23 protein-coding genes and 1 riboswitch are annotated in these 25,378 nt (G+C 64.4%); of the genes, 15 read left to right on the forward strand and 8 right to left on the reverse strand.

The window, feature by feature from the left end:
* On the forward strand, window positions 1-92 hold a 92-nt coding region (locus tag DMX12_RS29790; RefSeq protein WP_256598401.1), incomplete at its 5' end, for a hypothetical protein.
* A gap of 53 nt (window positions 93-145) precedes the next feature.
* On the opposite strand, the gene DMX12_RS05205 is transcribed toward DMX12_RS29790, so the two are convergent.
* The 4 genes from DMX12_RS05205 to DMX12_RS05220 form a co-directional block, all read right to left on the reverse strand.
* Window positions 146-1,114 carry a hypothetical protein gene (locus DMX12_RS05205; RefSeq protein ID WP_054904857.1) on the reverse strand — a complete coding sequence of 323 codons (969 nt, stop codon included), beginning with the start codon at window positions 1,112-1,114 and terminating at the stop codon, window positions 146-148.
* Window positions 1,115-1,166: 52 nt separating this feature from the next.
* On the reverse strand, window positions 1,167-1,979 hold the full coding sequence (locus tag DMX12_RS05210) for an aldo/keto reductase (protein ID WP_110676612.1): 813 nt from the start codon (window positions 1,977-1,979) through the stop codon (window positions 1,167-1,169).
* On the reverse strand, window positions 1,976-3,151 hold the full coding sequence (locus DMX12_RS05215; protein WP_009681341.1) for an FAD-binding oxidoreductase: 1,176 nt from the start codon (window positions 3,149-3,151) through the stop codon (window positions 1,976-1,978). The genes DMX12_RS05210 and DMX12_RS05215 overlap by 4 nt, the downstream gene beginning before the upstream one ends.
* Before the next feature lie 121 nt (window positions 3,152-3,272).
* Window positions 3,273-3,605 (reverse strand): multidrug efflux SMR transporter, encoded by a 333-nt coding sequence (locus DMX12_RS05220; protein ID WP_110676613.1) that lies wholly within the window; start codon window positions 3,603-3,605, stop codon window positions 3,273-3,275.
* Window positions 3,606-3,690: 85 nt separating this feature from the next.
* On the opposite strand from DMX12_RS05220, the gene DMX12_RS05225 reads away from it, so the two are divergent.
* Together DMX12_RS05225 and waaA are read left to right on the forward strand one after the other, a co-directional pair.
* A complete protein-coding gene (locus DMX12_RS05225) occupies window positions 3,691-4,581 on the forward strand; it encodes a LysR family transcriptional regulator (protein ID WP_054904853.1) in 891 nt (296 codons plus the stop codon).
* A gap of 11 nt (window positions 4,582-4,592) precedes the next feature.
* A complete protein-coding gene (gene waaA / locus DMX12_RS05230) occupies window positions 4,593-5,864 on the forward strand; it encodes a lipid IV(A) 3-deoxy-D-manno-octulosonic acid transferase (protein WP_110676614.1) in 1,272 nt (423 codons plus the stop codon).
* A 158-nt stretch (window positions 5,865-6,022) separates the two neighbouring features.
* On the opposite strand, the gene DMX12_RS05235 is transcribed toward waaA, so the two are convergent.
* A complete protein-coding gene (locus DMX12_RS05235) occupies window positions 6,023-7,459 on the reverse strand; it encodes a TolC family outer membrane protein (RefSeq protein WP_054913589.1) in 1,437 nt (478 codons plus the stop codon).
* Between the two features lie 160 nt (window positions 7,460-7,619).
* Window positions 7,620-7,726, forward strand: a riboswitch (TPP riboswitch).
* Window positions 7,727-7,882: 156 nt separating this feature from the next.
* Here DMX12_RS05235 and thiC point away from each other — a divergent pair.
* Both thiC and cytX read left to right on the forward strand, forming a co-directional pair.
* Complete coding sequence (gene thiC / locus DMX12_RS05240; protein ID WP_029887207.1) at window positions 7,883-9,763, forward strand: phosphomethylpyrimidine synthase ThiC; 1,881 nt, start codon at window positions 7,883-7,885, stop codon at window positions 9,761-9,763.
* 137 nt (window positions 9,764-9,900) lie between these two features.
* Window positions 9,901-11,184, forward strand: coding sequence for a putative hydroxymethylpyrimidine transporter CytX (gene cytX / locus DMX12_RS05245; protein ID WP_110676615.1), 1,284 nt, complete (start codon window positions 9,901-9,903; stop codon window positions 11,182-11,184).
* Here the strand turns inward: cytX and DMX12_RS05250 are convergent.
* Window positions 11,153-11,899 (reverse strand): RsiV family protein, encoded by a 747-nt coding sequence (locus tag DMX12_RS05250; protein WP_009681333.1) that lies wholly within the window; start codon window positions 11,897-11,899, stop codon window positions 11,153-11,155. The two genes, cytX and DMX12_RS05250, sit on opposite strands and share 32 nt — an antisense overlap.
* Before the next feature lie 186 nt (window positions 11,900-12,085).
* On the opposite strand from DMX12_RS05250, the gene DMX12_RS05255 reads away from it, so the two are divergent.
* From DMX12_RS05255 to DMX12_RS05295, 9 genes are all read left to right on the forward strand, one after another.
* Window positions 12,086-12,703 carry an NUDIX domain-containing protein gene (locus DMX12_RS05255; protein ID WP_009681332.1) on the forward strand — a complete coding sequence of 206 codons (618 nt, stop codon included), beginning with the start codon at window positions 12,086-12,088 and terminating at the stop codon, window positions 12,701-12,703.
* Window positions 12,694-13,146: a DUF1249 domain-containing protein gene (locus DMX12_RS05260; protein ID WP_110676616.1), complete on the forward strand. Its 453-nt coding sequence runs from the start codon at window positions 12,694-12,696 to the stop codon at window positions 13,144-13,146. Before DMX12_RS05255 ends, DMX12_RS05260 begins: the two co-directional genes overlap by 10 nt.
* Before the next feature lies 1 nt (window position 13,147).
* Window positions 13,148-13,945 (forward strand): 3',5'-cyclic-AMP phosphodiesterase, encoded by a 798-nt coding sequence (gene cpdA / locus DMX12_RS05265; protein WP_110676617.1) that lies wholly within the window; start codon window positions 13,148-13,150, stop codon window positions 13,943-13,945.
* A 275-nt stretch (window positions 13,946-14,220) separates the two neighbouring features.
* Window positions 14,221-14,829, forward strand: a complete 609-nt coding sequence (locus DMX12_RS05270) for a YqiA/YcfP family alpha/beta fold hydrolase (protein WP_110676618.1) — start codon at window positions 14,221-14,223, stop codon at window positions 14,827-14,829.
* Between the two features lie 35 nt (window positions 14,830-14,864).
* Window positions 14,865-16,769 carry a DNA topoisomerase IV subunit B gene (gene parE / locus DMX12_RS05275; protein WP_009681328.1) on the forward strand — a complete coding sequence of 635 codons (1,905 nt, stop codon included), beginning with the start codon at window positions 14,865-14,867 and terminating at the stop codon, window positions 16,767-16,769.
* Window positions 16,766-17,752, forward strand: a complete 987-nt coding sequence (locus tag DMX12_RS05280; protein ID WP_110676619.1) for an esterase-like activity of phytase family protein — start codon at window positions 16,766-16,768, stop codon at window positions 17,750-17,752. The genes parE and DMX12_RS05280 overlap by 4 nt, the downstream gene beginning before the upstream one ends.
* Window positions 17,749-18,267 (forward strand): TIGR02281 family clan AA aspartic protease, encoded by a 519-nt coding sequence (locus DMX12_RS05285; RefSeq protein WP_110676620.1) that lies wholly within the window; start codon window positions 17,749-17,751, stop codon window positions 18,265-18,267. The genes DMX12_RS05280 and DMX12_RS05285 overlap by 4 nt, the downstream gene beginning before the upstream one ends.
* Before the next feature lie 10 nt (window positions 18,268-18,277).
* Window positions 18,278-20,536: a DNA topoisomerase IV subunit A gene (gene parC / locus DMX12_RS05290; protein ID WP_110676621.1), complete on the forward strand. Its 2,259-nt coding sequence runs from the start codon at window positions 18,278-18,280 to the stop codon at window positions 20,534-20,536.
* A gap of 172 nt (window positions 20,537-20,708) precedes the next feature.
* Complete coding sequence (locus DMX12_RS05295) at window positions 20,709-21,419, forward strand: membrane integrity-associated transporter subunit PqiC (protein ID WP_009681322.1); 711 nt, start codon at window positions 20,709-20,711, stop codon at window positions 21,417-21,419.
* A gap of 146 nt (window positions 21,420-21,565) precedes the next feature.
* Here the strand turns inward: DMX12_RS05295 and DMX12_RS05300 are convergent, their stop codons facing one another.
* On the reverse strand, window positions 21,566-23,032 hold the full coding sequence (locus DMX12_RS05300; protein WP_110676622.1) for an AhpA/YtjB family protein: 1,467 nt from the start codon (window positions 23,030-23,032) through the stop codon (window positions 21,566-21,568).
* A 134-nt stretch (window positions 23,033-23,166) separates the two neighbouring features.
* Between DMX12_RS05300 and serB the strand changes: the two genes are divergently transcribed.
* Window positions 23,167-24,381: a phosphoserine phosphatase SerB gene (serB, locus tag DMX12_RS05305; RefSeq protein WP_009681320.1), complete on the forward strand. Its 1,215-nt coding sequence runs from the start codon at window positions 23,167-23,169 to the stop codon at window positions 24,379-24,381.
* Between the two features lie 130 nt (window positions 24,382-24,511).
* On the opposite strand, the gene asd is transcribed toward serB, so the two are convergent.
* On the reverse strand, window positions 24,512-25,375 hold the full coding sequence (gene asd, locus DMX12_RS29795) for an archaetidylserine decarboxylase (protein WP_029887865.1): 864 nt from the start codon (window positions 25,373-25,375) through the stop codon (window positions 24,512-24,514).
* Window positions 25,376-25,378 lie beyond the last annotated feature (3 nt).

Raw genomic sequence — 25,378 nt, forward strand, 5'->3', positions numbered from 1 at the left:
TCGTCAAGGCCTACGGCGGCACCGTGAAGGTGCTGGGGCTGGTCGAGAACAGCTCGACCACGGCTATTGTCGAGAAGATCCGCAAGCACTGATCGAGCGCCACTCTTTCACTGGTCTGTGCAGGAGCCACGCAGGCTTCAGAATCTTATTTGTGAAGTGAGGTGCGCGCCCGCTGCAGCAACGCCCGCGCCTTGTCGCCAAAACGTTGCAGGCGTGAGGCCCGCGCCGGCTTGCTTTCCACCAGGCCTTGCTGCTTGACCCAATCCCTCCAGCGCACCCGCTCGTCCGCCACTACCCAACCTTCCTGCCTGGCAAAGCTTTCGGCCAGGTACAGCCCGCGCGTGCTTGCAGGCACCAATTCGTCCTTCTTCAACGTGTACAGCTCTGCCAGCGGTTGGCCGTCCTGCAACGGCATCAGGTACAGGTCAGGGCGCTTGCGGTTGAGCCTCGCCACCAGTTGGTCGCCTTCCAAACGCTCGTCAACGTGGAACAAGCTGAGCTTCTTGGCGTCCCGCGGCACCTGCAAACGCATGTCATAGATCAGTTGCAACGACGCGGTGGGCAAGTGCACATAGGCCCGCGGCCGCTCCAGCAGGGGCAGCTGGCCACAGTGTACGGGCCGGGCGGCACCGGATTGCGGGGCCAGCACGAAGTGCGGGGTTTCGCGGTAGTGCAGGGCGGCAGCGTAGGGGACGGGTAGCCAGGTGTCGTTGAAGCGCCCGCCCAGCCAGCCTTCCGGGGTTTCCAGCAGGCATTCTTCGGCCACCTCCTGCACGGCAGTATGCAGGGGCAGGTTCAACTCCTGCGCCGGCACGTAACCGGAAATCAGTTTCAGCACCACATCGCCCCGGTCTTGCCGGCGCTGGCGCACCAGCACCCAGTAATCGCGGTTTTGCCAATGCAGCGTCAGGCGCACCGATACGCCCAGGTTTGCCAGTTCGGCCACGAAGCGCTGCGGGTCGGGCAGTTCGATGGCTTTGCGCCGCTGTTGGGTCTGGGCGAAATTCAGCGGCATGCCGATGCTCTGGTAAATCAGCCCTTCGGCGCTCGCCTCGACGTGCAATGGCAGTGTCTTGAAGTTGCTCGGGTTCTTGCGGATCAGCGTTCGCGCCACGAGGCTCCTCCTTGCGTCGGGTCAGTTTCCAGGCCCAGGGGCCGTGGGTAACTCAGTGCTGGCCCAGGATACGGGCAACGGTGGCCACGTTATGGGCCAGGTGCAACGGGTTGATGGTGCCGACGATAGCACTGCTGACGCCCGGGTGGGCGAACAGCAGTTCGAAACTGGCCTTCACAGGGTCGACACCCGGCGCCAGGCAAAGGTGCCCGCTGGCCAGCGCCTTTTTCACCAGGATGGCCTTACCGTGCTCGGCAGCGTAGTCCAGCACCGGCCGTTCTGCCTGCTCGCTGAGGTTGTAGGTGACCATGGCGCAATCGCCATGCTCCAGGGCTTTCAGGCCGCCAGCGACGGTTTTGCCGGACAGGCCGTAGCCAAGGATCTTGCCCTCTTGTTTGAGCGCGGCCAGCGTCTGGTACACCTCTTGCTGCTCAAGAATGGCCAGGTCGTTGCCGTCGGAATGCACCAGCACCAGGTCGATGCGGTCGGTTTCCAGGCGGCGCAGGCTGCGCTCCACCGAGCGGCGGGTGTGGGCGGCGGTGAAGTCGAAATGTGACTGGCCACCGTCGAATTCTTCCCCGACCTTGCTCACGATCACCCACTCGTCGCGCTGGCCGCGCAGCAGCGGGCCCAGGCGTTCCTCGCTGCGGCCATAGGCGGGGGCGGTATCGATCAGGTTGATGCCCAGTTCACGGGCCTGGGCCAGCAGCATGCGGGCTTCGTCGTCGCTGGGGATGGTGAACCCATTGGGGTATTTCACGCCCTGATCGCGGCCCAGCTTGACCGTACCCAGGCCGAGTGGCGAAACCTGAAAGCCGGTGCTGCCCAGCGGGCGGTGCAAACCGTGCAGGGTGGGCAGGCTCATGGCAGCAGGCGCTCCCAGGCCGGCACACCCAGCACCGGCCGAGGCAGGTCGCCTAGCTCGGCATGCGCCTGTGGGCGGATCCCGTCACGTTGCAGATGGCTGATGACGCGGTCGCTGAAGTCCGGTGCCAGCGCCAGTTTGGTTGGCCAGCCCACCAGCAGGCGGTGTTGCTCGGCGAGGAAGGCGTTGTCCGGGCGTACAAGGCCGGACTGTGCCGGTTCTGCGCGGTCGACCCGCAGCGTGGCCCAGTGCAGTTGGCTTTGGTCGACCCAAGGCAGCAGGCTGGCGATTTCCTTCTGGGCGGCGGCTATTTGTGCCGCAGGCTCGCGGGCGACGCCATCGGCTTCGGCCAGGTCGCCACCCAGGTACCAGACCCACTGGCCATCGGCCGCGGGGTGGGTGGTGATGGTGACCCTGGGCTTTGGCCCACTGCCCAGGCAGTGTGCGTACAGCGGTTTGAGGTTGGCGCCTTTGGCCAGCACCATGTGCAACGGGCGGGTTTGCATGGCCGGCTGCTGCAGCCCCACGGCATGCAGCAGGTCGGCGGTGCCGGCGCCGGCGCTGAGTACGATGCGTTGCGCACGGATGTCACGGCCGTCCACGCGCAGGCCGACCAGTTCTTCACCTTCGCGCAGCGGTTCGATGTGCTCGCCAGCCAGCAGGCTGTCACCTGCCAGTTCGGCCAGGTTGGCCAGCAGGCTGGGCACGTCGATGACCAGTTCAGCCAGGCGGTAGACCTTGCCTTTGAACGCGCGGTCTTGCAGGGCGGGTGGCAGTTGCTCGCCCTTTACCTGATCGACCCGGCCGCGCACGGCCTTGCTGGCAAAGAAGCTGGTGAGGTTGCCGGCCAGGGTGCCTGGCGACCACAGGTAGTGGGCATCGGACAGCAGGCGGGTGCCGGCAAGATCCAGCTCGCCGCTGCCGCTCAAGGCTTCGCGCCAGCGGCGCGGCATGTCGGCAATGGCTTCCGACGCGCCGGTCAGGGCACCGTGCAGGGCGTACTTGGTGCCGCCATGGATAATGCCCTGGGACTTGATAGTCTGCTCACCGCCAAGGCTGGCGCGCTCCACCAGCACTGTCGAATACCCCATGCGGCGCAGGCGTGCATTGAGCCAGAGGCCTGCGACCCCGGCGCCGACGATCAGCACGTCAGTGGAAATGGCAGATGGCATGGCGGTACCTCGAAGACTGGGACAGCTGGCAAGTATACAGGGTATCCCCCAGCGGGCCCTACCGCCGGCAAACCCGGCCAGTGCTACCCCGTGGGCGCTGGCTTGCCTCGCGGGGCACAGCTCAATGCCCGCTGGTCTTGGAGAACAGCTGAATCACCACCACCCCGCCGACAATCATCGCCATCCCCAGCATCGCCGGCACATCCAGCTTCTGCCCGTAGATCACCAGCGCCGCCACACTGATCAGCACAATGCCCAGCCCCGACCAGATGGCATAGGCAATACCCACCGGAATGCTGCGCACCACCAGGGTGAGCATCCAGAACGCAATGCCGTAGCCCACCACCATCAGCAGCAGCGGCAACGGCGTGCTCAAGCCTTTTACCGCTTTCATCGAAGCAGTGGCGATGACTTCGGCGCAGATGGCAATGGCGAGATAGGTGTAGGCATTCATGGTGGGATCCTCCGGTTCTGGCGGGCATTCTAGGCTCAACCAGGATGCGGTAAAGTCATTACCTATCAATTTTGGAGATAGGCCAATGGCCGAGCAGTGGAACCTCGAACAACTGCGAACCTTTGTGCGCGTTGCAGAATTGCGCTCGTTCTCTGCCGTGGCCCGTGAACAGCGCAAGGCCCAGTCGGCGATCAGCAGCGCGGTCGCCTTGCTGGAAACCGACCTGGGCGTCACCCTGTTCGAGCGCAGCAGTGGCCGGCAGCCGAAACTGACGCAAAACGGCAGCGCGCTGCTGGAAGATGCCCGTGAACTGCTGCGCCAGTGCGAACGCCTGGATGGCCGTGCGCTGGCGTTGATGCGCGGGCAGGAGGCCTTGCTGCGCGTGGCGCAGGACGAAGCCATGCCCTACCAGCCGGTGATTGACAGCCTCGATGAATTGGCCAGCCACTTTCCGCTGCTGGAGGTGCAACTGGCCAGCGGGGCCCAGGGTGATGTGGCGCGCAAACTGGTCGAGCGGCGCGCCGACCTGGGGCTGTTCTTTCACCACGAGAGCATCCCGGCAACCCTGGAGCGGCGCGCCCTGGGCAGCGTGGAAATGGTCACGGTCTGTGCGGTCGACCACCCGCTGGCGGGTCGTGGCCGGGTTACTCGCCAACAGCTGGCCCGCCATCGTCAATTGCTGATCACCCCGCAGCAAAGCGGTTACCCCGGCGGCGAGGCCATCAGCCCGCAGGTGTGGCGTGCCGACAGCTTCTACGTTCTGGCGGAGCTGTTGATGCGCGGCCTCGGCTGGGCCTGGTTGCCACGGCATGTCGTGCAGTACCCCACATACCAGACGCACATGGTGGAGCTGGACAGTGAGTGGCGCCCACCGGCGTTGGTGGCGGAACTGGCCTGGCGCCGTGATGAACCCCTGGGCCCTGCTGCGCAATGGTTGGCCGAGCGCTTTGCAGTGCACTTGCGCGCGATCGGGTAAACTCCGCTGCCATGAACAGAACCCTCTATACCTTGCTCTTTCACCTGGGCCTGCCGCTGGTCGCGCTGCGCCTGTACCTTCGCGCGCGCAAGGCGCCGGCCTATGGCCAGCGCATCGCCGAGCGGTTTGCCTTCAGGCTGCCGGCCATGCGCCAGGGCGGTATCTGGGTGCACGCGGTGTCGGTCGGCGAAAGCATTGCCGCGGCGCCGATGGTGCGCGCCTTGCTCAAGGCCTACCCGCAACTGCCGATCACGCTCACCTGCATGACCCCTACCGGTTCCGAGCGCATTCGCGCCATGTTCGCCGACGAACCCCGTGTGCAGCACTGTTATCTGCCCTACGACCTGCCGTGGGCGGCGGGGCGCTTCATCGACCATGTGCAGCCGAAACTGGGCATCATCATGGAAACCGAGCTGTGGCCCAACCATATTCATCAGTGCGCCAAGCGCGGTATTGCGGTGGCACTGGCCAATGCCCGCCTCTCTGCGCGCTCGGCCCGTGGCTATGGGCGCTTTGCCAGGCTGACGCGGCCGATGTTGGCGGAGATGAACCTGATTGCCGTGCAGACCGAAACCGAGGCGCAACGCTTTCGTGATCTGGGCGCCCGCCCGCACTGCGTGCAGGTGACCGGCTCGATCAAGTTCGACCTGAAGGTCGATGAGCAGCTGTTGCCACGGGCTCGGGGGTTGCGCGAGCAATGGGGCGCCACGCAGCGCCCGGTGTGGATTGCGGCCAGCACCCATGAGGGGGAGGATGCGCTGGTGCTGCAGGCGCATCAGCAGCTGTTGCAGGTGCATGGCGATGCCTTGCTGATCCTGGTGCCGCGCCACCCTGAGCGGTTCAATGCGGTGCATGCGCTTTGCAGCGAACGGTTCAGCACCATTCGCCGCTCCACTGGCGCGCCCGTCGACGCACAAACCCGGGTATTGCTTGGCGACACCATGGGCGAATTGCTGTTTCTGTATGCGCTGGCCGATATCGCCTTCGTGGGCGGCAGCCTGGTGCCGACCGGCGGGCACAACCCGCTGGAGCCGGCAGCACTGGCCTTGCCGGTGATCATGGGGCCGCACGTGTTCAACTTCCTCGAAATCAGCGCAATGCTGGTAGAGGCAGGGGCGTTGCAGCAGGTGGACGATGCCGACGGGCTGGCCGAGGCCGTGCGGCGGTTGGTCGAGTTACCGCAGGATGCCCAGCGCATGGGCGCGGCCGGCAGGGCGGTGATGCAGGCCAACCAAGGTGCATTGCAGCGCTTGCTCGATGGGCTGGCTGCGCTAATGCGCTGATATTCGCAGCGGCGCGATCCCTGTGGGAGCGGCCTTGTGTCGCGAAAGGGGGGCGCAGCGCCCCCGGGATTTTCGCACGACCGCAAGATTGTCGGGGCCGCTGTGCGGCCCTTTCGCGACACAAGGCCGCTCCTACACTGTCCGCGTGCTCCCTGATTTCAAGGGCGGCGCTCGAAGTTCTTGGCTGCAGCAGCCGCCAGATCCGGTGGCAAGAAGTCCTTGTCCGGGTTGTAGTCGGCCTTCAGGTAACGCCCCAGATCCTTCAGGTCTTGCGGGCTCAGGGTGCCGGCGGCCTGCTTGAGGCTCAGGTTGTCGAGAATGTAGTCGTAGCGGCTGTTGTTGTAGTCGCGCACCGAGGTGTACAGCTGGCGCTGGGCATCGAGCACGTCGACGATGTTGCGGGTGCCGACCTGGTAGCCGATTTCAGTCGCTTCCAGCGCACTCTGGTTGGAGATGATCGACTGCTTGCGTGCCTGGACCTGTTCCACGTCGGTGTTCACCGCGCGGTGCAGGTTGCGGGTGTTCTCCACCACTTGGCGGCGCAGGCTCTCGCGCTGCTGTTCGCTCTGGCTCAGGCGCTGGTAAGCCTCGCGTACCTGCGAGCTGGTCAGGCCGCCGCTGTAGATCGGGATGTTCAGTTGCAGGCCGATACTGGTCTGCTCGACGTCGCCGCTGTAGCGAACGTTCTGTTGGGGAGCAGGGTTGGTAAAGCCGAGGCTGTCGTTGTCACCCTTTTGGTATTTGGCTACCGCATCCAGGGTGGGCGCATGGCCGGCCTTGCGCTGGCGCAGGGTTTCTTCGGCGGCAGACACCGCATAGTTGGTCGCCAGCAGGTTGAGGTTCTGGCGCCCGGCCGTTTCCACCCAGGCCTTGGCATCGTTCGGCGTAGGTACCTGCACTGGCAGGCTATGCACCACACCCTGGATCGAGCTGTACTCTCGGTTGGTCAGCGTTACCAACGCTTCGAAGGCATCCTGTACCTGGCGTTCGGCGATGATCCGGTTGGCCCGGGCAGTGTCGTAGCCGGCCTGCGACTGCAGCACGTCGGTCTTGTCCGACAGGCCGACATCGAAGCGTTCGTTGGACTGGTCGAGCTGGCGCTTGAACGCGGCTTCCTCAGCCTTGGTCGCGGCCAGGTTGTCCTGGGCGCGCAGCACGGCAAAGTAGCTTTGCGCCGTTTGCAGGATGAGGTTCTGCTCAGTGGCCGACAGCTCCAGGGCGGCTTGTTCGTTGACCGCCTCGGCGGCCTGCAACTGGAACCAGCGGTCGGCGCGGAAAATGGGCTGGGCCAGGGTTGCACTCCAGGCGTTGCCGCTGCGGTTGGAGGTAATCGACGGCTCGTCCAGCTTGGTGCGGGTATTCATCATCTCGGCCCCGGCCGACAGGTTCGGCAGCAAGCCGGCGCGGGCCTGCGGTACCACCTCACGGCGTGCGCCGTAGTCGGCGCGTGCTGCTGCCAGATCGGCGTTGTTGTCGACCGCTTCCTGGTACACGCTGACCAGGTCGGTCTTGACCGTCTGGGGCGCGTCCGCTGCCCAGGCCACTCCGTTGGACGCACAAGACACGGCTATTGCCAGTGAGAGTTTGCGCAGCATAAAGGCAATCCTTGTACGAAATTGAATTACTGAACCGTTGAGTATTTGGCGATGCGCCAGTTTAGTGCCATGTGCCCCCGGCAACAATCGCCGGGCGCGCCTTTCATCATCTGCGTAGAAACCCGCTTGGCTTTGCCGACCACAGCAGTCTAGACTGCGCAGGTTCTTGTCGGGGTGCCTTGAAGCAAAGGCTGAGATCGCAGAGGTGCGGATCCCGTTGAACCTGATCAGGTTAGCGCCTGCGTAGGGAACAAGATTGCTCGCCTTCCCGGGGAGCCTCTTGTGCCAGGTCCGGGATTGTCACAGCTGCATGCAGCTTCAAGGCACCCCCATATCCGGCACTACATCCACTAATGGATGCGTCCGCGCCATTCAGGTTCACCCCGACATTCCACTGCTAGGAAGCCGTCTGGAGAGCCTGTGATGACCCAACAAGAAAAAACGTTCAACCTCAGCGAATCGGCAAAAGTCGATCAGCAGTCCGTGCAGCCGTTCCCGCGTTCGCGCAAGGTCTATGTGCAGGGCTCGCGCCCGGATATCCGCGTACCCATGCGGGAAATCAGCCTGGCCGACACGCCGACCGATTTCGGTGGCGAGTCCAATGCCCCGGTACTGGTCTACGACACCTCCGGCCCCTACACCGATCCCAGTGTGATCATCGACGTGCGCAAAGGCCTGGCCGACGTGCGGTCGGCCTGGATCGACGCGCGTGGCGACACCGAGCGCCTGGCCGGGCTGAGCTCCGACTTCGGCCAGCAGCGCCTGAACGACGCCGAGCTGGCCAAGCTGCGTTTTGCCCACGTGCGCAACCCGCGCCGGGCCAAGGCCGGCGCCAATGTTTCGCAAATGCACTATGCCCGCCAGGGCATCGTTACCGCCGAGATGGAATACGTGGCCATCCGCGAGAACATGAAGCTGCAGGAGGCGCGCGCCGCAGGCCTGCTCGACGCGCAACATGCCGGGCATAGCTTCGGTGCCAACATTCCGAAAGAGATCACCCCAGAATTCGTGCGCCAGGAAATTGCCCGTGGCCGTGCGATCATCCCGGCCAACATCAACCACCCGGAGCTGGAGCCGATGATCATCGGCCGTAATTTCCTGGTGAAGATCAACGGCAATATCGGTAACAGCGCCCTGGGCTCGTCCATCGAGGAAGAGGTGGCCAAGCTGACCTGGGGCATCCGCTGGGGGTCGGACACGGTCATGGACCTGTCCACCGGCAAGCACATCCATGAGACCCGCGAGTGGATCATCCGTAACTCGCCGGTGCCGATTGGTACCGTGCCGATCTACCAGGCCCTGGAAAAGGTCAACGGGGTGGCCGAAGACCTGACCTGGGAGCTGTTCCGCGACACCCTGATCGAGCAGGCCGAGCAGGGTGTGGACTACTTCACCATCCATGCCGGGGTATTGCTGCGCTACGTGCCGCTGACCGCCAAGCGGGTCACGGGCATCGTCAGCCGTGGCGGCTCGATCATGGCCAAATGGTGCCTGGCCCATCACAAGGAAAACTTCCTCTACACCCACTTCGACGAAATCTGCGAAATCATGAAGGCCTACGACGTCAGCTTCTCACTGGGCGATGGCCTGCGCCCCGGCTCGATCGCCGACGCCAACGACGCTGCGCAGTTCGGTGAGCTGGAAACCCTTGGCGAGCTGACCAAGATTGCCTGGAAGCATGACGTGCAGTGCATGATCGAAGGCCCTGGCCACGTGCCGATGCAGTTGATCAAGGAGAACATGGACAAGCAGCTGGAATGCTGCGACGAGGCGCCGTTCTACACCCTCGGCCCACTGACCACCGATATCGCCCCGGGTTATGACCACATCACCTCGGGCATTGGTGCGGCAATGATCGGCTGGTTCGGCTGCGCCATGCTCTGCTACGTGACGCCCAAGGAGCACCTGGGCCTGCCGAACAAGGATGACGTCAAGACCGGCATCATCACCTACAAGATCGCCGCGCATGCTGCCGACCTTGCCAAAGGCCACCCCGGCGCACAAATCCGCGACAACGCCCTGTCCAAGGCGCGCTTCGAGTTTCGCTGGGAAGACCAGTTCAACCTCGGCCTCGACCCTGACACTGCCCGCGCCTACCACGACGAGACGCTGCCCAAGGAGTCGGCCAAGGTCGCGCACTTCTGCTCGATGTGCGGGCCGAAGTTCTGCTCGATGAAGATCACCCAGGAAGTGCGGGAGTACGCCGCCAAGATCGAAACCGTGGACGTCACGGTCGAGCAAGGCATGCGTGAGCAGGCCGAGCGGTTCCGCCAGGAAGGCAGCCAGCTGTACCACAAAGTCTAAGAACGCTGGGGCCGGCTCCCGCAGGAACCGCGCCAGGCTCAAGGCCAGGGCGTTTTTTGTGGGAGCGGCCTTGCGTCGCGATACGAGGACGAAGTCTTCCCCAGGAACACCAACAACATTGCCGGCGAGCGCCAACCATGACATCACCCAGCCCGTTCTCCCCCGACCACCCGGTCCCCACCCACCAGCGCATCTTCGGCGCGCGTGACCTGTTCTCCCTCTGGTTTTCCCTGGGCATCGGCCTGATGGTGCTGCAAGTCGGCGCCATGCTCGCGCCGGGCCTGGGCCTTGCTGGCGCCGTACTGGCCATTGCCCTGGGCACCGGCGTGGGCGTGCTGTTGCTGGGCGCCGCCGGGGTCATCGGCAGTGACACCGGGCTGTCGGCCATGGGCACCCTGAAGCTCAGCCTGGGCAGCCATGGCACGCGCTTGCCGGCGGTGCTCAATTTGCTGCAACTGGTGGGCTGGGGGGCGTTCGAGATCATCGTCATGCGCGATGCCGCTAGCCTGCTGGGCGCACGTGCGTTCGGTGAGCACAGCGCCTGGAACAGCCCGATGCTGTGGACCCTGTGCTTTGGTGCCCTGGCGACCTTGCTGGCGGTGAGCGGGCCACTGGCGTTCGTGCGCAAGGTGTTGCGCGCCTGGGGTATCTGGTTGCTACTGGGGGCCTGCGTCTGGCTGACCTGGAACTTGTTCGCCAAGGCCGACCTGGCTGAGTTGTGGGGGCGCGCCGGGGATGGCTCGATGTCGCTGGCAGTAGGCTTCGACATCGTCATTGCCATGCCGCTGTCGTGGCTGCCGCTGATCGCCGACTATTCACGTTTCGCCCGTAATGGCAGGCACGTGTTCGGCGGTACCGTGCTGGGCTACTTCATCGGCAATACCTGGCTGATGAGCCTGGGCGTGGCTTACACCCTGGCCTTCGCCGCCAGTGGCGAAGTCAATGCGTTGTTGCTGGCCTTGGCTGGCGCCGGCATGGGGGTTCCGTTGCTGCTGATTCTGCTCGACGAGTCGGAAAAGGCATTCGCCGACATCCACTCGGCGGCGGTCTCCACCGGGGTGCTGCTGCCGTTGAAGGTGGAACACCTGGCGCTGGCCATCGGCGTGCTGTGCACCCTGATCGCCTTGCTGGCGCCATTGGCTCAGTACGAGAACTTCCTGTTGCTGATCGGTTCGGTGTTTGCGCCGCTGTTCGGCGTAGTGCTGGTGGACCACTATGTAGTGCGTCGCCGTGGCCTGCCGGTACAGGTCAAGGGTTTGCACTGGCAGGCGCTCCTGGCCTGGTTCGCGGGGGTGGCGGCCTACCACCTGATTGCCGCCAATGCCCCCGAGCTGGGCGCCACCCTGCCAGCATTGCTGCTGGCAGGTGTGCTGCACGGGCTGTTGAGCTTCAGCCGCGGCCGGGGAACAGTTCCGGCTTGAGCACGCCGTTGAGGCGCGGGTAGGGGATTTTCAGTTCCACGTGGCCCATGGAATAGGGCGCGATGGCGTAGACCTCGTATTTGACCACCAGCGCGCCGTACGTCAGGGCGATGTGCGGCGACTTCTTGAACGGCCAGGTCTTGACGAACTCGGCGTCCTTGTCCATGCCCACGCTCATCAGCCAGGCGCGGTGCGACTCTTCGACGGTTTTCCAGAACGTCTCTTCCTGGCCAGGCAGCAGCATGTCCTGCAGGGTCAGCACCTTGTCCAGCTTGCGGGAGTAGTTGATGAAACCACGCCCAGGCATGCCGTGTGCGCCACCGCTGTCCAGGTAGCTGGACAGTTCGATGATCACCAGGCCGTCATGCTGCTCGCGTACCTTGGCTTGCAGGTAGCTGCTGTTACGTTTGTCGGCACTGGCCAGGTATTGCTGTTCATAGGCCTGCAGGGTGGCCGGCGCGGTGCCATGCTGATTGTCTTCGGTCAGTTGCAGCAAGCGCTTTTCGACGATGCCGTCAAGCTTGGGCAGGGCCGGGAAGTGCACCATGTCGATGTTCACCAGCGGGCAATCGCTTTCGCTGCAACCGGGTTTTACATGCTCCCAGGCGTCGCGTTTGACCTCTAGCGGGGTCCGGTAGTTGGGCGTGAACAGGCTCTGGCAGGCGCCCAGAGCGAGTGCCAGCACGGCCACGGAAGTCAGTTTGACAATGGTCATGATGATCCTTGCAAAAACAGGGAAAAGTCGGCCTTTGACCGTCTGCGCGGCCTTCGGTTCGCCACTAAGCTAACAGAGTGCGCACGTGCTGTCCCGACTGTGCGAATGGTTGCTGGAAAGGGGTGAAACGCGCTGGCGTGCGGAGTAGGATGGCGCGATGCTGTGATTGAGGTAGCGAGGATTTCCATGTCAGACACGTTGAACTCAGTGCCCAGGGCGGTCGAGATCGTCAAGCGGGAAAACTGCTTCCAGGGCTTCTACAAGCTCGACAAGGTGCACTTGCGCCACGAGCTGTTCGCGGGCGGCATGGGGCGCGAGATCAGCCGTGAACTGTTCGTGCGTCACGATGCGGTGTGTGTACTACCCTACGACCCGCTGCGCGATGAAGTGGTGCTGATCGAACAGTTCCGCGTCGGTGCAATGGGCAAGGCCGAAAACCCCTGGCTGATCGAAATGGTCGCCGGGCTGATCGACAAGGACGAGCAACCCGAGGAAGTCGCCCACCGCGAAGCCGAAGAAGAAGCGGGCCTGACTTTCAGTGCCCTGTGGCCGATGACCCGCTACTTCCCGTCGCCTGGCGGCAGCGATGAATACGTGCACTTGTTCCTTGGCCACTGCAGCAGCGAAGGGGCAGGCGGGCTGCATGGCCTGGAGGCCGAGGGTGAAGACATTCGCGTGCGGGTCTGGTCGTTCGAAGATGCCTTGCAGGCCGTGCGCGATGGGCGCATCTGCAACGCGGCGACCATCATCGGCTTGCAATGGCTGGCCCTGAACCGTGACGAAGTACGAGGTATGTGGAAGTGAACCTGCTGCGCGAGCGCTATCGAGTCGACCTGGCCGGGCTGCAGGCTGCCTGTGAGGCCAACTATGCCCGGCTGATGCGCTTGCTGCCGGACATGCGTACTACCCAGAGCTCGCGCCGCATCGGTATGACCCAGGGCGACCAGATGCTTGGCGTGCTGGTGCTCGACGTGGTGCTGGCCTGCCCGTACACCACCACCCTGCATATACGTCAGGAGCACAGCTTGCCGTGGCTGCCGGTGCCGCACCTGGAGGTGCAGGTGTATCACGACGCGCGCATGGCCGAGGTGATCAGCGCCGAACATACCCGGCGCCTGCGCAGCATCTACCCCTACCCGAACGAGGCCATGCACCAGCCAGACGAAAAGGCCCAGCTCAACCTGTTCCTCGGTGAATGGCTGAGTCACTGCCTGGCCTGTGGCCACGAATTGGCAAGCGTTCGCTGACATGCATGCAGACCACCCGCGCCCAGTACATGTGGTGCAACTGACCGACGCCCATCTTTTCGCCGACCCGGCCGGCAGCATGCTGGGCCTCAAGACCCGTGAAAGTTTGGGCCATGTAGTAGCCCAGGTGCGGCGCGAGCAACCGCTTGTCGACTTGCTGTTGTGCACGGGCGATTTGTCCCAGGATGCCAGCATTGCTTCTTATGAAGCTTTTCGTGAGCTGACTGCGCCGTTTGGCGTACCAAGCCGTTGGCTGCCGGGCAACCATGATGAGGCCCGGATCATGGCCGAAGTGGCGCCGGAGTTGGTACAGGCAGTAACCGATATCGGCGCCTGGCGTATTGTGATGCTCAACACGGCGGTGCACGGCGCCACACATGGCTTGCTAGGGGATGACCAGCTGGTAGTGCTGGAGGCCGCGCTGAAAGGGGCGGGCGGGCGCCATTGCCTGGTGTGTTTCCACCATCAACCGGTAGACATCGGCTGCGCCTGGATCGCCCCGATCGGCTTGCGCAATGCCCAGGCGCTGTTTGACATCATTGAAGGTTACCCACAGGTGCGGGCATTGCTGTGGGGGCACGTTCATCAGGAGTGGGATGAAGTGCGCGATGGTCGGCGCCTGCTGGCTACGCCTTCGACCTGCATTCAGTTCGCGGCCCGCAGCGAGGACTTCAAGGTGAGCGAAGAGCAGCCTGGGTACCGCTGGCTGCGCCTGCATGCCGACGGTCGGCTGGAGACCGGGGTGGAGCGGGCGTGGGACTTTGAAGTGAAGCTCGACTTCGATAGCCCAGGTTATTGAGCGGGTTGCGCAGTCAACTGTAGGAGCGGCCTTGTGTCGCGAAAGGGCCGCAAAGCGGCCCCGGCAATATCTGCGGCGAAGCTGAAATTATGGGGGTTGCTTCGCACCCCCTTCGCGACACAAGGCCGCTCCTACAGGGTGCCCTGTTGCAGCCGGCTATGGTGAAGAAATTGTTGCGAAACCCGTGACGCTGCGTCAAAACCCGGCGAACGCGCTACACTGCGCGTCCCTGCGCCCGCATCATCAGGCGCGAAGCCACAGATTCCGGGGGCAGCATGTCGGGTTCCATCCTCTATATCCATGGCTTCAACAGCTCGCCGCTTTCCACCAAGGCGCGCCAGCTCGAAGCGGTCATGCAGCGGCTCGGCCTGGCCGATCAACTGCGGGTGCCCGCCTTGCACCATCACCCACGCCAGGCCATCGCCCAGCTTGAGGCGGCCATCGCCGAACTGGGCGCGCCATTACTGGTGGGCAGTTCGCTCGGCGGCTACTATGCCACCTGTCTGGCGGAGCGCCATGGCCTCAAGGCCTTGCTGGTCAACCCGGCGGTTACCCCGCACAAGCACTTTGACGGCTACCTGGGTACCCAGCGCAACCACTACACCGATGAAACCTGGGAGCTGACCCTGGACCACGTGGAGGCCCTGGCCGAGCTGGAAGTGCCAGCGCCGGTCGATGCCAGCCGCTATCAGGTGTGGCTGCAAACCGCCGACGAAACCCTGGATTACCGCCATGCCGAACGTTATTACCGTGCTTGTGCCCTGCGCATCCAGGCCGGTGGTGACCACAGTTTCCAGGGCTTTGCCGAGCGCCTGCCGGCCCTGCTGGCGTTTGCCGGTATTGCGCGTGGGCAGTATGCAGCGCTCGATTTTTCTGTATTTTGACTTTTTTGCACTCACCAGACTGACGACGAGACCCTATGGCCAATCCCAGCGCTAGCGCCTATAACGCAGACGCCATCGAAGTCCTCTCGGGCCTTGACCCGGTCCGCAAGCGGCCGGGCATGTACACCGACACCAGCCGCCCCAACCACCTGGCCCAGGAAGTGATCGACAACAGTGTCGACGAAGCCCTGGCCGGGCATGCCCGCTCCGTGCAGGTCATTCTGCATGCCGACCACTCGCTGGAAGTCAGCGACGACGGTCGTGGCATGCCGGTGGACATTCACCCCGAAGAGGGCGTGTCCGGGGTCGAGCTGATCCTGACCAAGCTGCACGCCGGCGGCAAGTTCTCCAACAAGAACTACCAGTTCTCCGGTGGCTTGCACGGCGTTGGCATCTCGGTGGTCAACGCCCTGTCGACCCAGGTGCGCGTGCGTGTCAAACGCGACGGCAACGAGTACCAGATGACCTTCGCCGACGGCTTCAAGGCCAGCGAGCTGGAAGTTGTGGGTTCGGTCGGCAAGCGCAACACCGGCACCAGCGTGTATTTCAGCCCCGACCCCAAGTATTTCGATTCGCCGAAATTCTCCATCAGCCGTCTCAAGCACGTGCTCAAGGCCAAGGCCGTGCTGTGCCCAGGCCTGCTGGTCAGCTTCGAGGACAAGGCCAGCGGCGAAAAGGTCGAATGGCACTACGAGGATGGCCTGCGTTCCTACCTGGTCGATTCGGTCAACGAGTTCCAGCGCCTGCCCGATGAGCCGTTCTGCGGTAGCCTGGCCGGTAACAAGGAAGCGGTGGACTGGGCCTTGCTGTGGCTGCCCGAAGGCGGCGACAGCATCCAGGAAAGCTACGTCAACCTGATCCCTACCGCCCAGGGTGGTACCCACGTCAATGGCCTGCGCCAGGGCCTGCTGGATGCCATGCGCGAGTTCTGCGAATTCCGCAACCTGCTGCCGCGCGGGGTCAAGCTGGCACCGGAAGACGTTTGGGAGCGCATCACTTTCGTCCTCTCGATGAAGATGCAGGACCCGCAGTTCTCCGGGCAGACCAAAGAGCGGCTGTCTTCACGCGAGGCGGCGGCATTCGTTTCTGGCGTGGTCAAGGATGCCTTCAGCCTGTGGCTCAACGCCCACCCTGAACTGGGCATGCAACTGGCGGAGCTGGCCATCAGCAACGCCGGCCGCCGCCTCAAGGCCAGCAAGAAAGTCGAGCGCAAGCGTATCACCCAGGGCCCGGCATTGCCCGGCAAGCTGGCCGACTGCGCCGGCCAGGACCCGATGCGTGCCGAGCTGTTCCTGGTCGAGGGTGACTCGGCCGGTGGCTCGGCCAAGCAGGCCCGGGACAAGGAATTCCAGGCCATCCTGCCGCTGCGCGGCAAGATACTCAACACCTGGGAAGTGGACGGCGGCGAAGTCCTGGCCAGCCAGGAAGTGCACAACATTGCCGTGGCCATCGGGGTCGACCCCGGTGCCACCGACCTGGCGCAACTGCGCTATGGCAAAATCTGTATCCTCGCCGACGCCGACTCCGACGGCCTGCACATTGCCACGCTGTTGTGCGCGCTGTTCGTGCAGCACTTCCGTGCACTGGTCGAGGCCGGGCACGTGTATGTGGCCATGCCGCCGCTGTACCGCATCGACCTGGGCAAGGAAATCTACTATGCCCTCGACGAAGCCGAGCGTGATGGCATTCTCGACCGCCTGGTGGCCGAGAAGAAGCGCGGCAAACCCCAAGTCACCCGCTTCAAGGGTTTGGGCGAAATGAACCCGCCACAACTGCGTGAAACCACCATGGACCCGAACACCCGGCGCCTGGTGCAACTGACCCTGGACGACGTGCAGGCGACTTGCGAGCTGATGGACAAGCTGCTGGCCAAGAAGCGCGCCGGTGACCGCAAGAACTGGCTGGAAACCAAAGGTAACCTCGCCGAGGTCATGGTTTGATTCGTCTGCTGCTGGCGGCCTGGCTGGCGCTGGTTGCGCTGCCGGGCCTGGCGGGCGACTGGCCAGAGCTGAAGATGACTGCCGAGCACCCGATAGACGGTATGCGCGGTGGCAACCTGTCTGGCCTGGCATTCTGCCGGGGGGCGTTGTGGGGCGTGTCCGACCGCGACGATGACCGCATCTACCGCTTCGACCAGCAGAGCGCTACCTGGCGCGCGCAGGCGCTTGCCTTCACTGCGCCGCCGGTGCCGGAAAGCGGCCTGCCGTGGGGCCTGAAGTCACGCAACTGGGCGGCGTCGTACATTCGCGGCGGCGCGCTGGACTTCGAAGGCATCACCTGCGACCAGGCTAACAACCTGTACCTGATCAGCGAGGCACACGCTGCGGTGCTGCAACTGCCGCCCGAAGGTGAGCCCGACTGGCTCAAGATCGACCCGGCCATGGTCCGTCAGGCGCGGGCCAGTGGCATGCTGCTGAACTTCAATGCGCTGTTCGAAGGGCTGGCAATCAACCCGGCGGGTGACCGCCTGTGGCTGGCGGCCGAGCGCGAGCGGCGTGGCCTGGTGGCCATCGAACGGCAGCAGTCGGTATGGACCTGCGGGCGCGGTTGCGTGCTGCTGAGCGAGGCTGGGGTCGAGATGCAGCCGCCGCAAATGCCAGAGGCCCGGGCCCTGTCGCGCGACTTTTCCGACCTCGCCTGGTTCGAGGGCAAGCTGTTCACCCTTGAGCGCAACACCTACCGGATATGCCGGCGGGACGCTGACAGCGGCGAGGTCGAGCGCTGCTGGTCGTTCGCCGCCGAGGCGCTGGAGCCGATGCGCCGCTACGATCAGCCGTTCGGCTTGGCCGAGGCGCTGGTGATCGACGGCAAAGGCGCCTGGGTTGGATTGGACAACAACAACGCTGACCGTGCCGACGGCGAGCGGCGCCCGATCGTATGGCGCTTCGAGGCGCCTCAGGGCGGCTGGGGCGCCAAACCGTGAGCCAGGCACCGGGCAAGCGCGCAGGGCGGGTGCTGATGGTGCTCGCCTGGGCGGCTGCGCTGTTTCTGGCCACGCGCTTTTTCGGCCAGTGGGAAGACAGCCAACGTAACCCCAACCGCCAGGTGCAGTCGGAGCACGGCCAAGGTTTCATCGAGGTGCGCCTGCTGAGTGATGGCCAGGGGCATTTCGTGGTGGATGGCGCGATCAATGGCCAAGTGGTGCACTTCATGCTGGACACCGGGGCCACCGACGTCGCGATCCCCGAAGGGCTGGCCCGCGACCTGAACCTGGCGCGTGGCAGCCCGGTGCTGCTGAGTACCGCCAATGGCCGCACCGAGGGCTACCGCACGCGGCTGGCCAGCCTGCAACTGGGCGACATCCACCTGCAGAACGTACGCGCCATTGTCGTGCCGGGCCTGGATGGCCCCACCGTGCTACTGGGCATGAGTGCCCTGCAACAACTTGAATTTACCCAGCGCGGTGGCACCATGCTGCTGCGCCAGAACCTGAAATGACGAGGCCCGCATGAGCGACTCACTGGAACTCAGCCTGGACGGCGTAGAACGCCGCTCACTGGCTGACTTCACCGAACAGGCCTACCTCAACTACTCCATGTACGTGATCATGGACCGCGCCCTGCCGCATATCGGCGATGGCCTCAAGCCAGTGCAGCGGCGCATTGTCTACGCCATGAGCGAGTTGGGGCTCGATGCCGATGCCAAGCACAAGAAGTCGGCGCGTACCGTCGGTGACGTGCTCGGCAAGTTCCACCCCCATGGCGACTCGGCCTGCTATGAAGCCATGGTGCTGATGGCGCAGCCGTTCAGCTACCGCTACACACTGGTCGATGGCCAGGGCAACTGGGGTGCGCCGGACGATCCGAAGTCGTTCGCGGCGATGCGCTACACCGAAGCGCGGTTGTCCCGCTATGCCGAAGTGCTGCTCAGCGAAGTCGGCCAGGGCACCGTCGACTGGGTGCCCAACTTCGACGGCACCTTGCAGGAGCCCGCCGTGTTGCCGGCACGCCTGCCCAACATTCTGCTCAACGGCACCACCGGTATCGCCGTGGGCATGGCCACCGATGTGCCGCCGCACAACCTGCGTGAAGTGGCCAGCGCCTGCGTGCGCCTGCTCGACGAGCCCAAGGCCACCATCGAGCAGTTGTGCGAGCATATTCAAGGGCCGGACTACCCGACCGAGGCCGAAATCGTCACGCCGCGGGCCGAAATCCTCAAGATGTACGAAAGTGGCCGTGGTTCGATCCGCATGCGCGCCGTGTACCGCGTCGAGGACGGCGACATCGTTGTAACCGCGTTGCCCCACCAGGTCTCGGGGGCCAAGGTGCTGGAGCAGATCGCGGCGCAGATGCAGGCCAAGAAGCTGCCGATGGTGGCCGACCTGCGCGACGAGTCTGATCACGAGAACCCTTGCCGCATCGTCATCATCCCGCGCTCCAACCGTGTGGATGCCGACGAACTGATGCAGCACCTGTTCGCCACCACCGACCTGGAAAGCAGCTACCGGGTCAACGTCAACATCATCGGCCTCGACGGCCGGCCGCAGCTGAAGAACCTGCGCACGATCCTGGTGGAATGGCTGGAGTTTCGTACCCATACCGTTCGTCGCCGGCTGCAGCACCGCCTGGACAAGGTCGAGAAGCGCTTGCACCTGCTGGACGGTTTGCTCACGGCGTTCCTCAACCTGGATGAAGTGATCCACATCATCCGCACCGAGGACCACCCCAAACAGGCGCTGATCGCACGCTTCGGCCTGACCGAAATCCAGGCCGACTACATCCTCGAGACCCGCCTGCGGCAGTTGGCGCGTTTGGAAGAGATGAAAATCCGCGGCGAGCAGGACGAACTGCTGAAAGAGCAAGCCAAGTTGCAGGCGCTGCTGGGCAGCGAAGCCAAACTGCGCAAGCTGGTGCGCAGCGAGCTGATCAAGGATGCCGAAACCTATGGCGACGACCGCCGCTCGCCTATCGTCGAGCGCGCCGAAGCCAAGGCGCTGTCGGAAAACGAGCTGATGCCGACCGAGCCGGTGACCGTGGTGCTATCGGAAAAAGGCTGGATACGCTGTGCCAAGGGCCACGACATCGACGCGACCGGCTTGTCGTACAAGGCAGGCGACGGCTTCAAGGCCGCTGCTGCTGGCCGCTCCAACCAGTTTGCCGTGCTGATCGACTCGACCGGGCGCAGCTACTCGCTGGCCGCCCACAGCCTGCCTTCGGCGCGTGGCCAGGGTGAGCCGCTGACGGGGCGCCTGACGCCTCCGCCTGGGGCCACCTTCGATTGCGTGCTGCTGCCAGAGGACGATGCGCTGTACGTGGTCGCGTCCGACGCCGGCTACGGCTTCGTGGTCAAGGGTGAAGACCTGCAGGCCAAGAACAAGGCCGGCAAGGGTTTGCTCAGCCTGCCCAACGGCGCCAAGGTCATGACGCCGCGGCCGGTGGCCAACCGTGAGCAGGACTGGCTGGCGGCGGTGACCACCGAAGGCCGCCTGCTGGTGTTCAAGGTCAGCGACTTGCCACAGCTGGGTAAAGGCAAGGGCAACAAGATCATCGGTGTACCCGGCGACCGGGTCGCCAGCCGCGAAGAGTTCGTCACCGACCTGGCCGTGATCGCCGACGGGGCGACCCTTGTATTGCAGGCCGGCAAGCGTACCCTGTCTCTGAAGCCTGACGACCTGGAACACTACAAGGGTGAGCGTGGCCGGCGCGGCAGCAAGCTGCCGCGTGGGTTCCAGCGCGTCGATAGCTTGCAGGTGGAAGTGCCGGCGTAACCGGTGGAAATGTCTGGAACGGCAATTACAGCGCCGTTCCGGGCAGAAACACTGGAGTCGGACGGTTATTTCGCGGATGATATGGCCCTTGCGGCGCCGGCGTGGTCGTGTGCCCGTTTGAATTTATATGTATCACTGCGGTGTGCCTGTAGGCAGCCGCCTGGATGGGATGATGAAATTTCTGCGCCTTCCACTTGCGCTGTTGATGACTGGCCTGCTGGGGCTGGGCGGGTGCACCATGCACCAGCCTGTCGCCTTGTACCAGCTCGACAGTGGTGATCCTGGCCAGCCGTCGCAGAGTGCGGGCATGGCCGTTGTACTCGGGCCGGTATCGGTGGCCGATTACCTGCAGCGCGAGACGTTCCTGCAGCGCCAGGCCGATGGCAGCCTGAGCGCGGCGACCGACGGTCGTTGGGCGGGTAGCCTGTCGTCGGACATTGACCAGTTGCTGGTGCGCCAGCTGGCCTGGCGCCTGGACAGCCAGCGTGTGGTACTGGCCCCGGCAACGGCCGGTTTCACGCCGGATGTACAGGTGCTGCTGTCGATTACCCGCCTGGACTCGGGCAAGGACCAACCGGCCATCCTCGACGCCCAGTGGCGCCTGCTGGACCGCCGTGGCCGCGTACGTGACAACCGTATCGTGCACCTCGAACAGCCACATGAGGGCAGCGAGTCGTCGCAGGTACAGGCCCAGGGCCAATTGCTGCAGAAGCTGGCCGAGCAGCTGAGCACGGCGGTGAAGCCGCTGGCCAACCAGCCGGCAATCGCTGAAGAAACGCCGAAAAAGCCGGCTGCACCGGTGCAGGTGAAGAAGGCGCCGGAAAAGTCCAGAATCCCGATGGCCTCGCCGATCCGCACCGATATGGAAGTCTATCGGTTCTGACCTAACCGCCAGGTGCAAAAAAGCCCGCGATGCTGCGGGCTTTTTCATGTCTGCGTCAAACCATTGCGAAGCTGGCCCGGGCCCTGTAGGCGCGGCCTGGCGTTGCGAAGGGGCTGCGCCGCAGCCCCAGTGCCCAGAGCAGCCTGTCAGGCCCGACGCTCGTGCATGCGCGCCAGTTGCCGTTCCAGCATCGATGGGTACGGTTCCAGCAGGCGCTCCACGCAGCAGGCGCCCTCAGGGCTGGCAATCGGGCGAATGCGTGCGCGCTGGCGAATCAGTGCGTCATCGCTGATCTGCCGCTCCACCAGCAACAGGTTGCGGCTGTGCTGCGACAGCGCCAGGGCATCCTGGGCTTTTTCGGCGATCAACACGTCTACCAGCTCCAGCCCGTGCAGATCGTTGCCCAATACCAGGCCCAGCTGCAATTGCAAGGTGATGCCGCTGTCGGCCACTTCGATCTGCAGGGCATGGCCCAGGGCGCGCAACAGCTCGCCGCAGCAGATTGCGTTAGTCAGGTAGTCCTCACCACATACGCGGCTGTGGAACAGCACCAGGGTACTGCCATCGTTGAGTGTGTGCGTTTCGCCGTCGTACAGCGATGCCGCATGCTCCAGGCAGTCACGGTAACGCTCGGTCAGTTCGGTCAGGCGGGTACGCGGCAGACGGCGCAGTTGCTCCTGGGAGCCCAGCTGCACCGCGAGGATGGCACTGAAGTGCGGTTCGTCGGACTCGTCTACCACTGCGGTTCTTGGTGCAGTGTCGTCGTCGAGCAGGCCGGCGAACGCTTCGTCATCTTCCTCGTCTGGCACTGCGGCGACCTTGGCGCGCGGCGCGGCCTTGGGTGCCGGGCTGACGTGCTGCGGCTCGTCGAACGGTTCATCGTCGTCTTCCTCAGGCTCTGGCTCGGGCTCTGGTGGCGGCGGTGGCGCCAGGCGCGCATGCAACTGGCGGGCGATGTCGCCGATTTCATCCTGGCGGTCGGTGGCCGGCGTGTAGTACTGCGGGTCGCGCAGCCATACCCGCAACTGCAGCAATGGCAGGGTGATGTAGCGGCCCTGGCGCAAGCTGAGGGCCAAGGCCAGCGCCAGCAGGATGGCCGCCAGAATGCCCATGCTTTGCAGGCTGATCAGCATGGGTTGCTGGAATTGGCTCATGTCCAGGCTGATGCGCAGCTGCCCGGCAGCCACGTCCTGGAAGCTGATCTTGGTCTGGTACACGCCTTCGGCCTCGCCCAGCAGGCTATTGCGCGGGCGTTGCCCGGCTTCGGCGAGGATGCGGTTGTCCACGCTGTAGATGGCCGCGTGGGCCACCAGCGGGTTTTTCACCAGGTTGCCCAGCAGCACGTTGAGGCTGAGGATATCGTTGGCTACCAGCAGTTCGGTCGCCGAAGTGGCCGTTTGCGTGGTCAGGCTCTGGCCGAGGGCGTCGGCCTGCTCGTGCATGGCCTGCTTGAACTGCAGGCCCATCACACAGGCGTAGATCACCAGTGCCAGCGCCACCAGGAAGATGTTGGTGCAGGCGATGCGCAGTGCCAGCGGCACGCGACGTTGACTCAGGGCACGATAGATCATCAGGAAGAAGTTGTCTGGTTTGACGGGCGTGGGCCGGTTCACAGAGCTCGGCTCTTAATGGCAAGAAAGTGGGGGGAGTATAGCGAGCCGGGTTTTGTCGGCAAAGTATCGTTGGCGCCCGATGGTCATGGAAAGTCGGTAGAATGCGCATTTTTCATCGAAGTCGGAGCCAGGTTGTGCGCGAAATCGTCCTGATCAACATCACCGGTGAGGACCGTCCCGGTCTCACTGCGGCAATCACCGGCGTCCTGCTGCAGGGCGGTGTGAGTATCCTCGACATCGGCCTGGCGGTCATGCACGGCACCCTGTCGTTCGGCATCCTGGTCGATATCCCTGACAACGAAGTGGCAACTGCCTTGCTGCAGGGTGTGCAAGCCAAGGCCCACGAGCTGAACCTGCAGGCCCGTTATACGCCGATTTCCGAGGCGGACTACCAGCACTGGGCCGACGGCCATGGTGAGGCGCGCCATGTGGTGACCCTGCTCAGCCGCAAGATCACCCCCGAGCAACTGCAGCGGGTCAGTGCGGTGATCAGCCAGTACGGCCTGACGATCGAACGCATCGAGCGGCTGTCGGCCCGGGTGGCGCTGGACGCCGACACCGACAAGGGCAAGGCGGCGGTCGAGATATCCGTGCGTGGGGTGCCGAGCGATGCCCAGGCCCTGCGTGCCGATTTCTTCGCCCTGGCGCAGGCGCTGAGCGTCGACATTGCCTTCCAGAAAGACGACCTGTTCCGCCGCAACCGCCGCCTGGCGGTATTCGACATGGATTCGACGCTGATCGAGGCCGAAGTCATCGACGAGCTGGCCAAGGCGGCTGGCGTGGGTGAGCAGGTGGCGGCGATCACCGAACGGGCCATGCGTGGCGAGCTGGACTTCCGCGCCAGTTTCAAGGAGCGCATGGCGCTGCTCAAGGGCCTGGATGTGGGCGTGCTGGACGAAATCGGCGCCTCGCTGCGCCTGACCGAAGGCGCGGAAAACCTGTTCGCCGAGCTCAAGCGCCTGGGTTACAAGACGGCCATCCTGTCCGGTGGGTTTACCTATTTTGCCCGCCAGGTGCAGGCGCGCCTGGGTATCGACTATGTGTTCGCCAACGAGCTGGAAGTGGTGGATGGCAAGGTGACTGGTGTGGCGGTCGAGCCGATCGTCGATGCCCAGCGCAAGGCCGAACTGCTGCAGAAACTGGCCAGCGATGAGGGCTTGCAACTGGAACAGACCATTGCCGTGGGCGATGGCGCCAACGACCTGCCAATGCTGGCACTCGCCGGCCTGGGCGTGGCATTCCGCGCCAAGCCGCTGGTGCGCCAGTCGGCCAAGCAGGCGATTTCTACCTTGGGCCTGGATGGCGTGTTGTACCTGTTGGGCTTGCGCGACCGCGACGCGCGCGGCTGATCCGGAAATTTGGGGCTGCTTTGCAGCCCTTCGCGGGCATGCCCGCTCCCACAGGTTGAACGCGACCTCACTCTGAGGGAGCGGGCATGCCCGCGAAGGGCCGCAAAGCGGCCCGGGTTTTATCAGGCCATCAAGCCTGCACAGGCGCCGCCAGCTGCTGCCCCATGCGCACGGCAGAGCCGGCACCCAGGCTTTCGGCCCACTTCACCTGCTGCGGCCCGAACAACACGATGGCCGTTGAACCCAGCTTGAAGCGCCCCAGCTCGGCACCTTTCTCCAGGTGGATCGGCGCACGGCTGGCGTCGTCGTAGCGGAAGGTCTTCAGCTCGCGCTTGGGCGGCGTCACCAGGCCGGCCCACACGGTCTCGATCGAAGCAACGATCATCGCACCCACCAGCACCACGGCCATCGGCCCGCGTTCGGTGTCGAACAGGCAGACCACCCGCTCGTTGCGGGCGAACAGCTCGGGCACGTTTTCGGCAGTGGTCTGGTTCACCGAGAACAGCCGGCCCGGCACGTAGACCATCTCGCGCAGGGTGCCGGCCAGCGGCATGTGCACGCGGTGGTAGTCCTTGGGCGACAAGTAGATGGTGGCAAACTCACCGCCCATGAACGGGGCGGCCAGCGCCGGGTCACCGCCCAGCAGCTCCTGCGCGCTGAAACCGTGGCCTTTGGCCTGGAAGATGCGGCCATGCTCGATCGGGCCAAGCTGGCTCACGGCGCCGTCGGCGGGGCACAGGATGGCGCCCGGGGTTTCATCCAGCGGGCGGGCGCCCGGCTTCAGGGCGCGGGTGAAGAATGCGTTGAAGTGCTCGTAGGCGCTCAGGTCTTCGACCAGCGCCTGGCTCATGTCGACCTGGTAGCGCTTGGCGAACCAGGCGGTGAAGGCGTTCTTGAACCAGCGCACGCGGCACTCGGCGACGCAGCCGGCCAACCGCGACAGCAGGTGGTGCGGCAGCAGGTACTGGCTGATGATGAACAGACGGGATTTCATGCA

This window comes from Pseudomonas sp. MB-090624, assembly GCF_003205245.1.
Lineage (GTDB): Bacteria > Pseudomonadota > Gammaproteobacteria > Pseudomonadales > Pseudomonadaceae > Aquipseudomonas > Aquipseudomonas juntendi.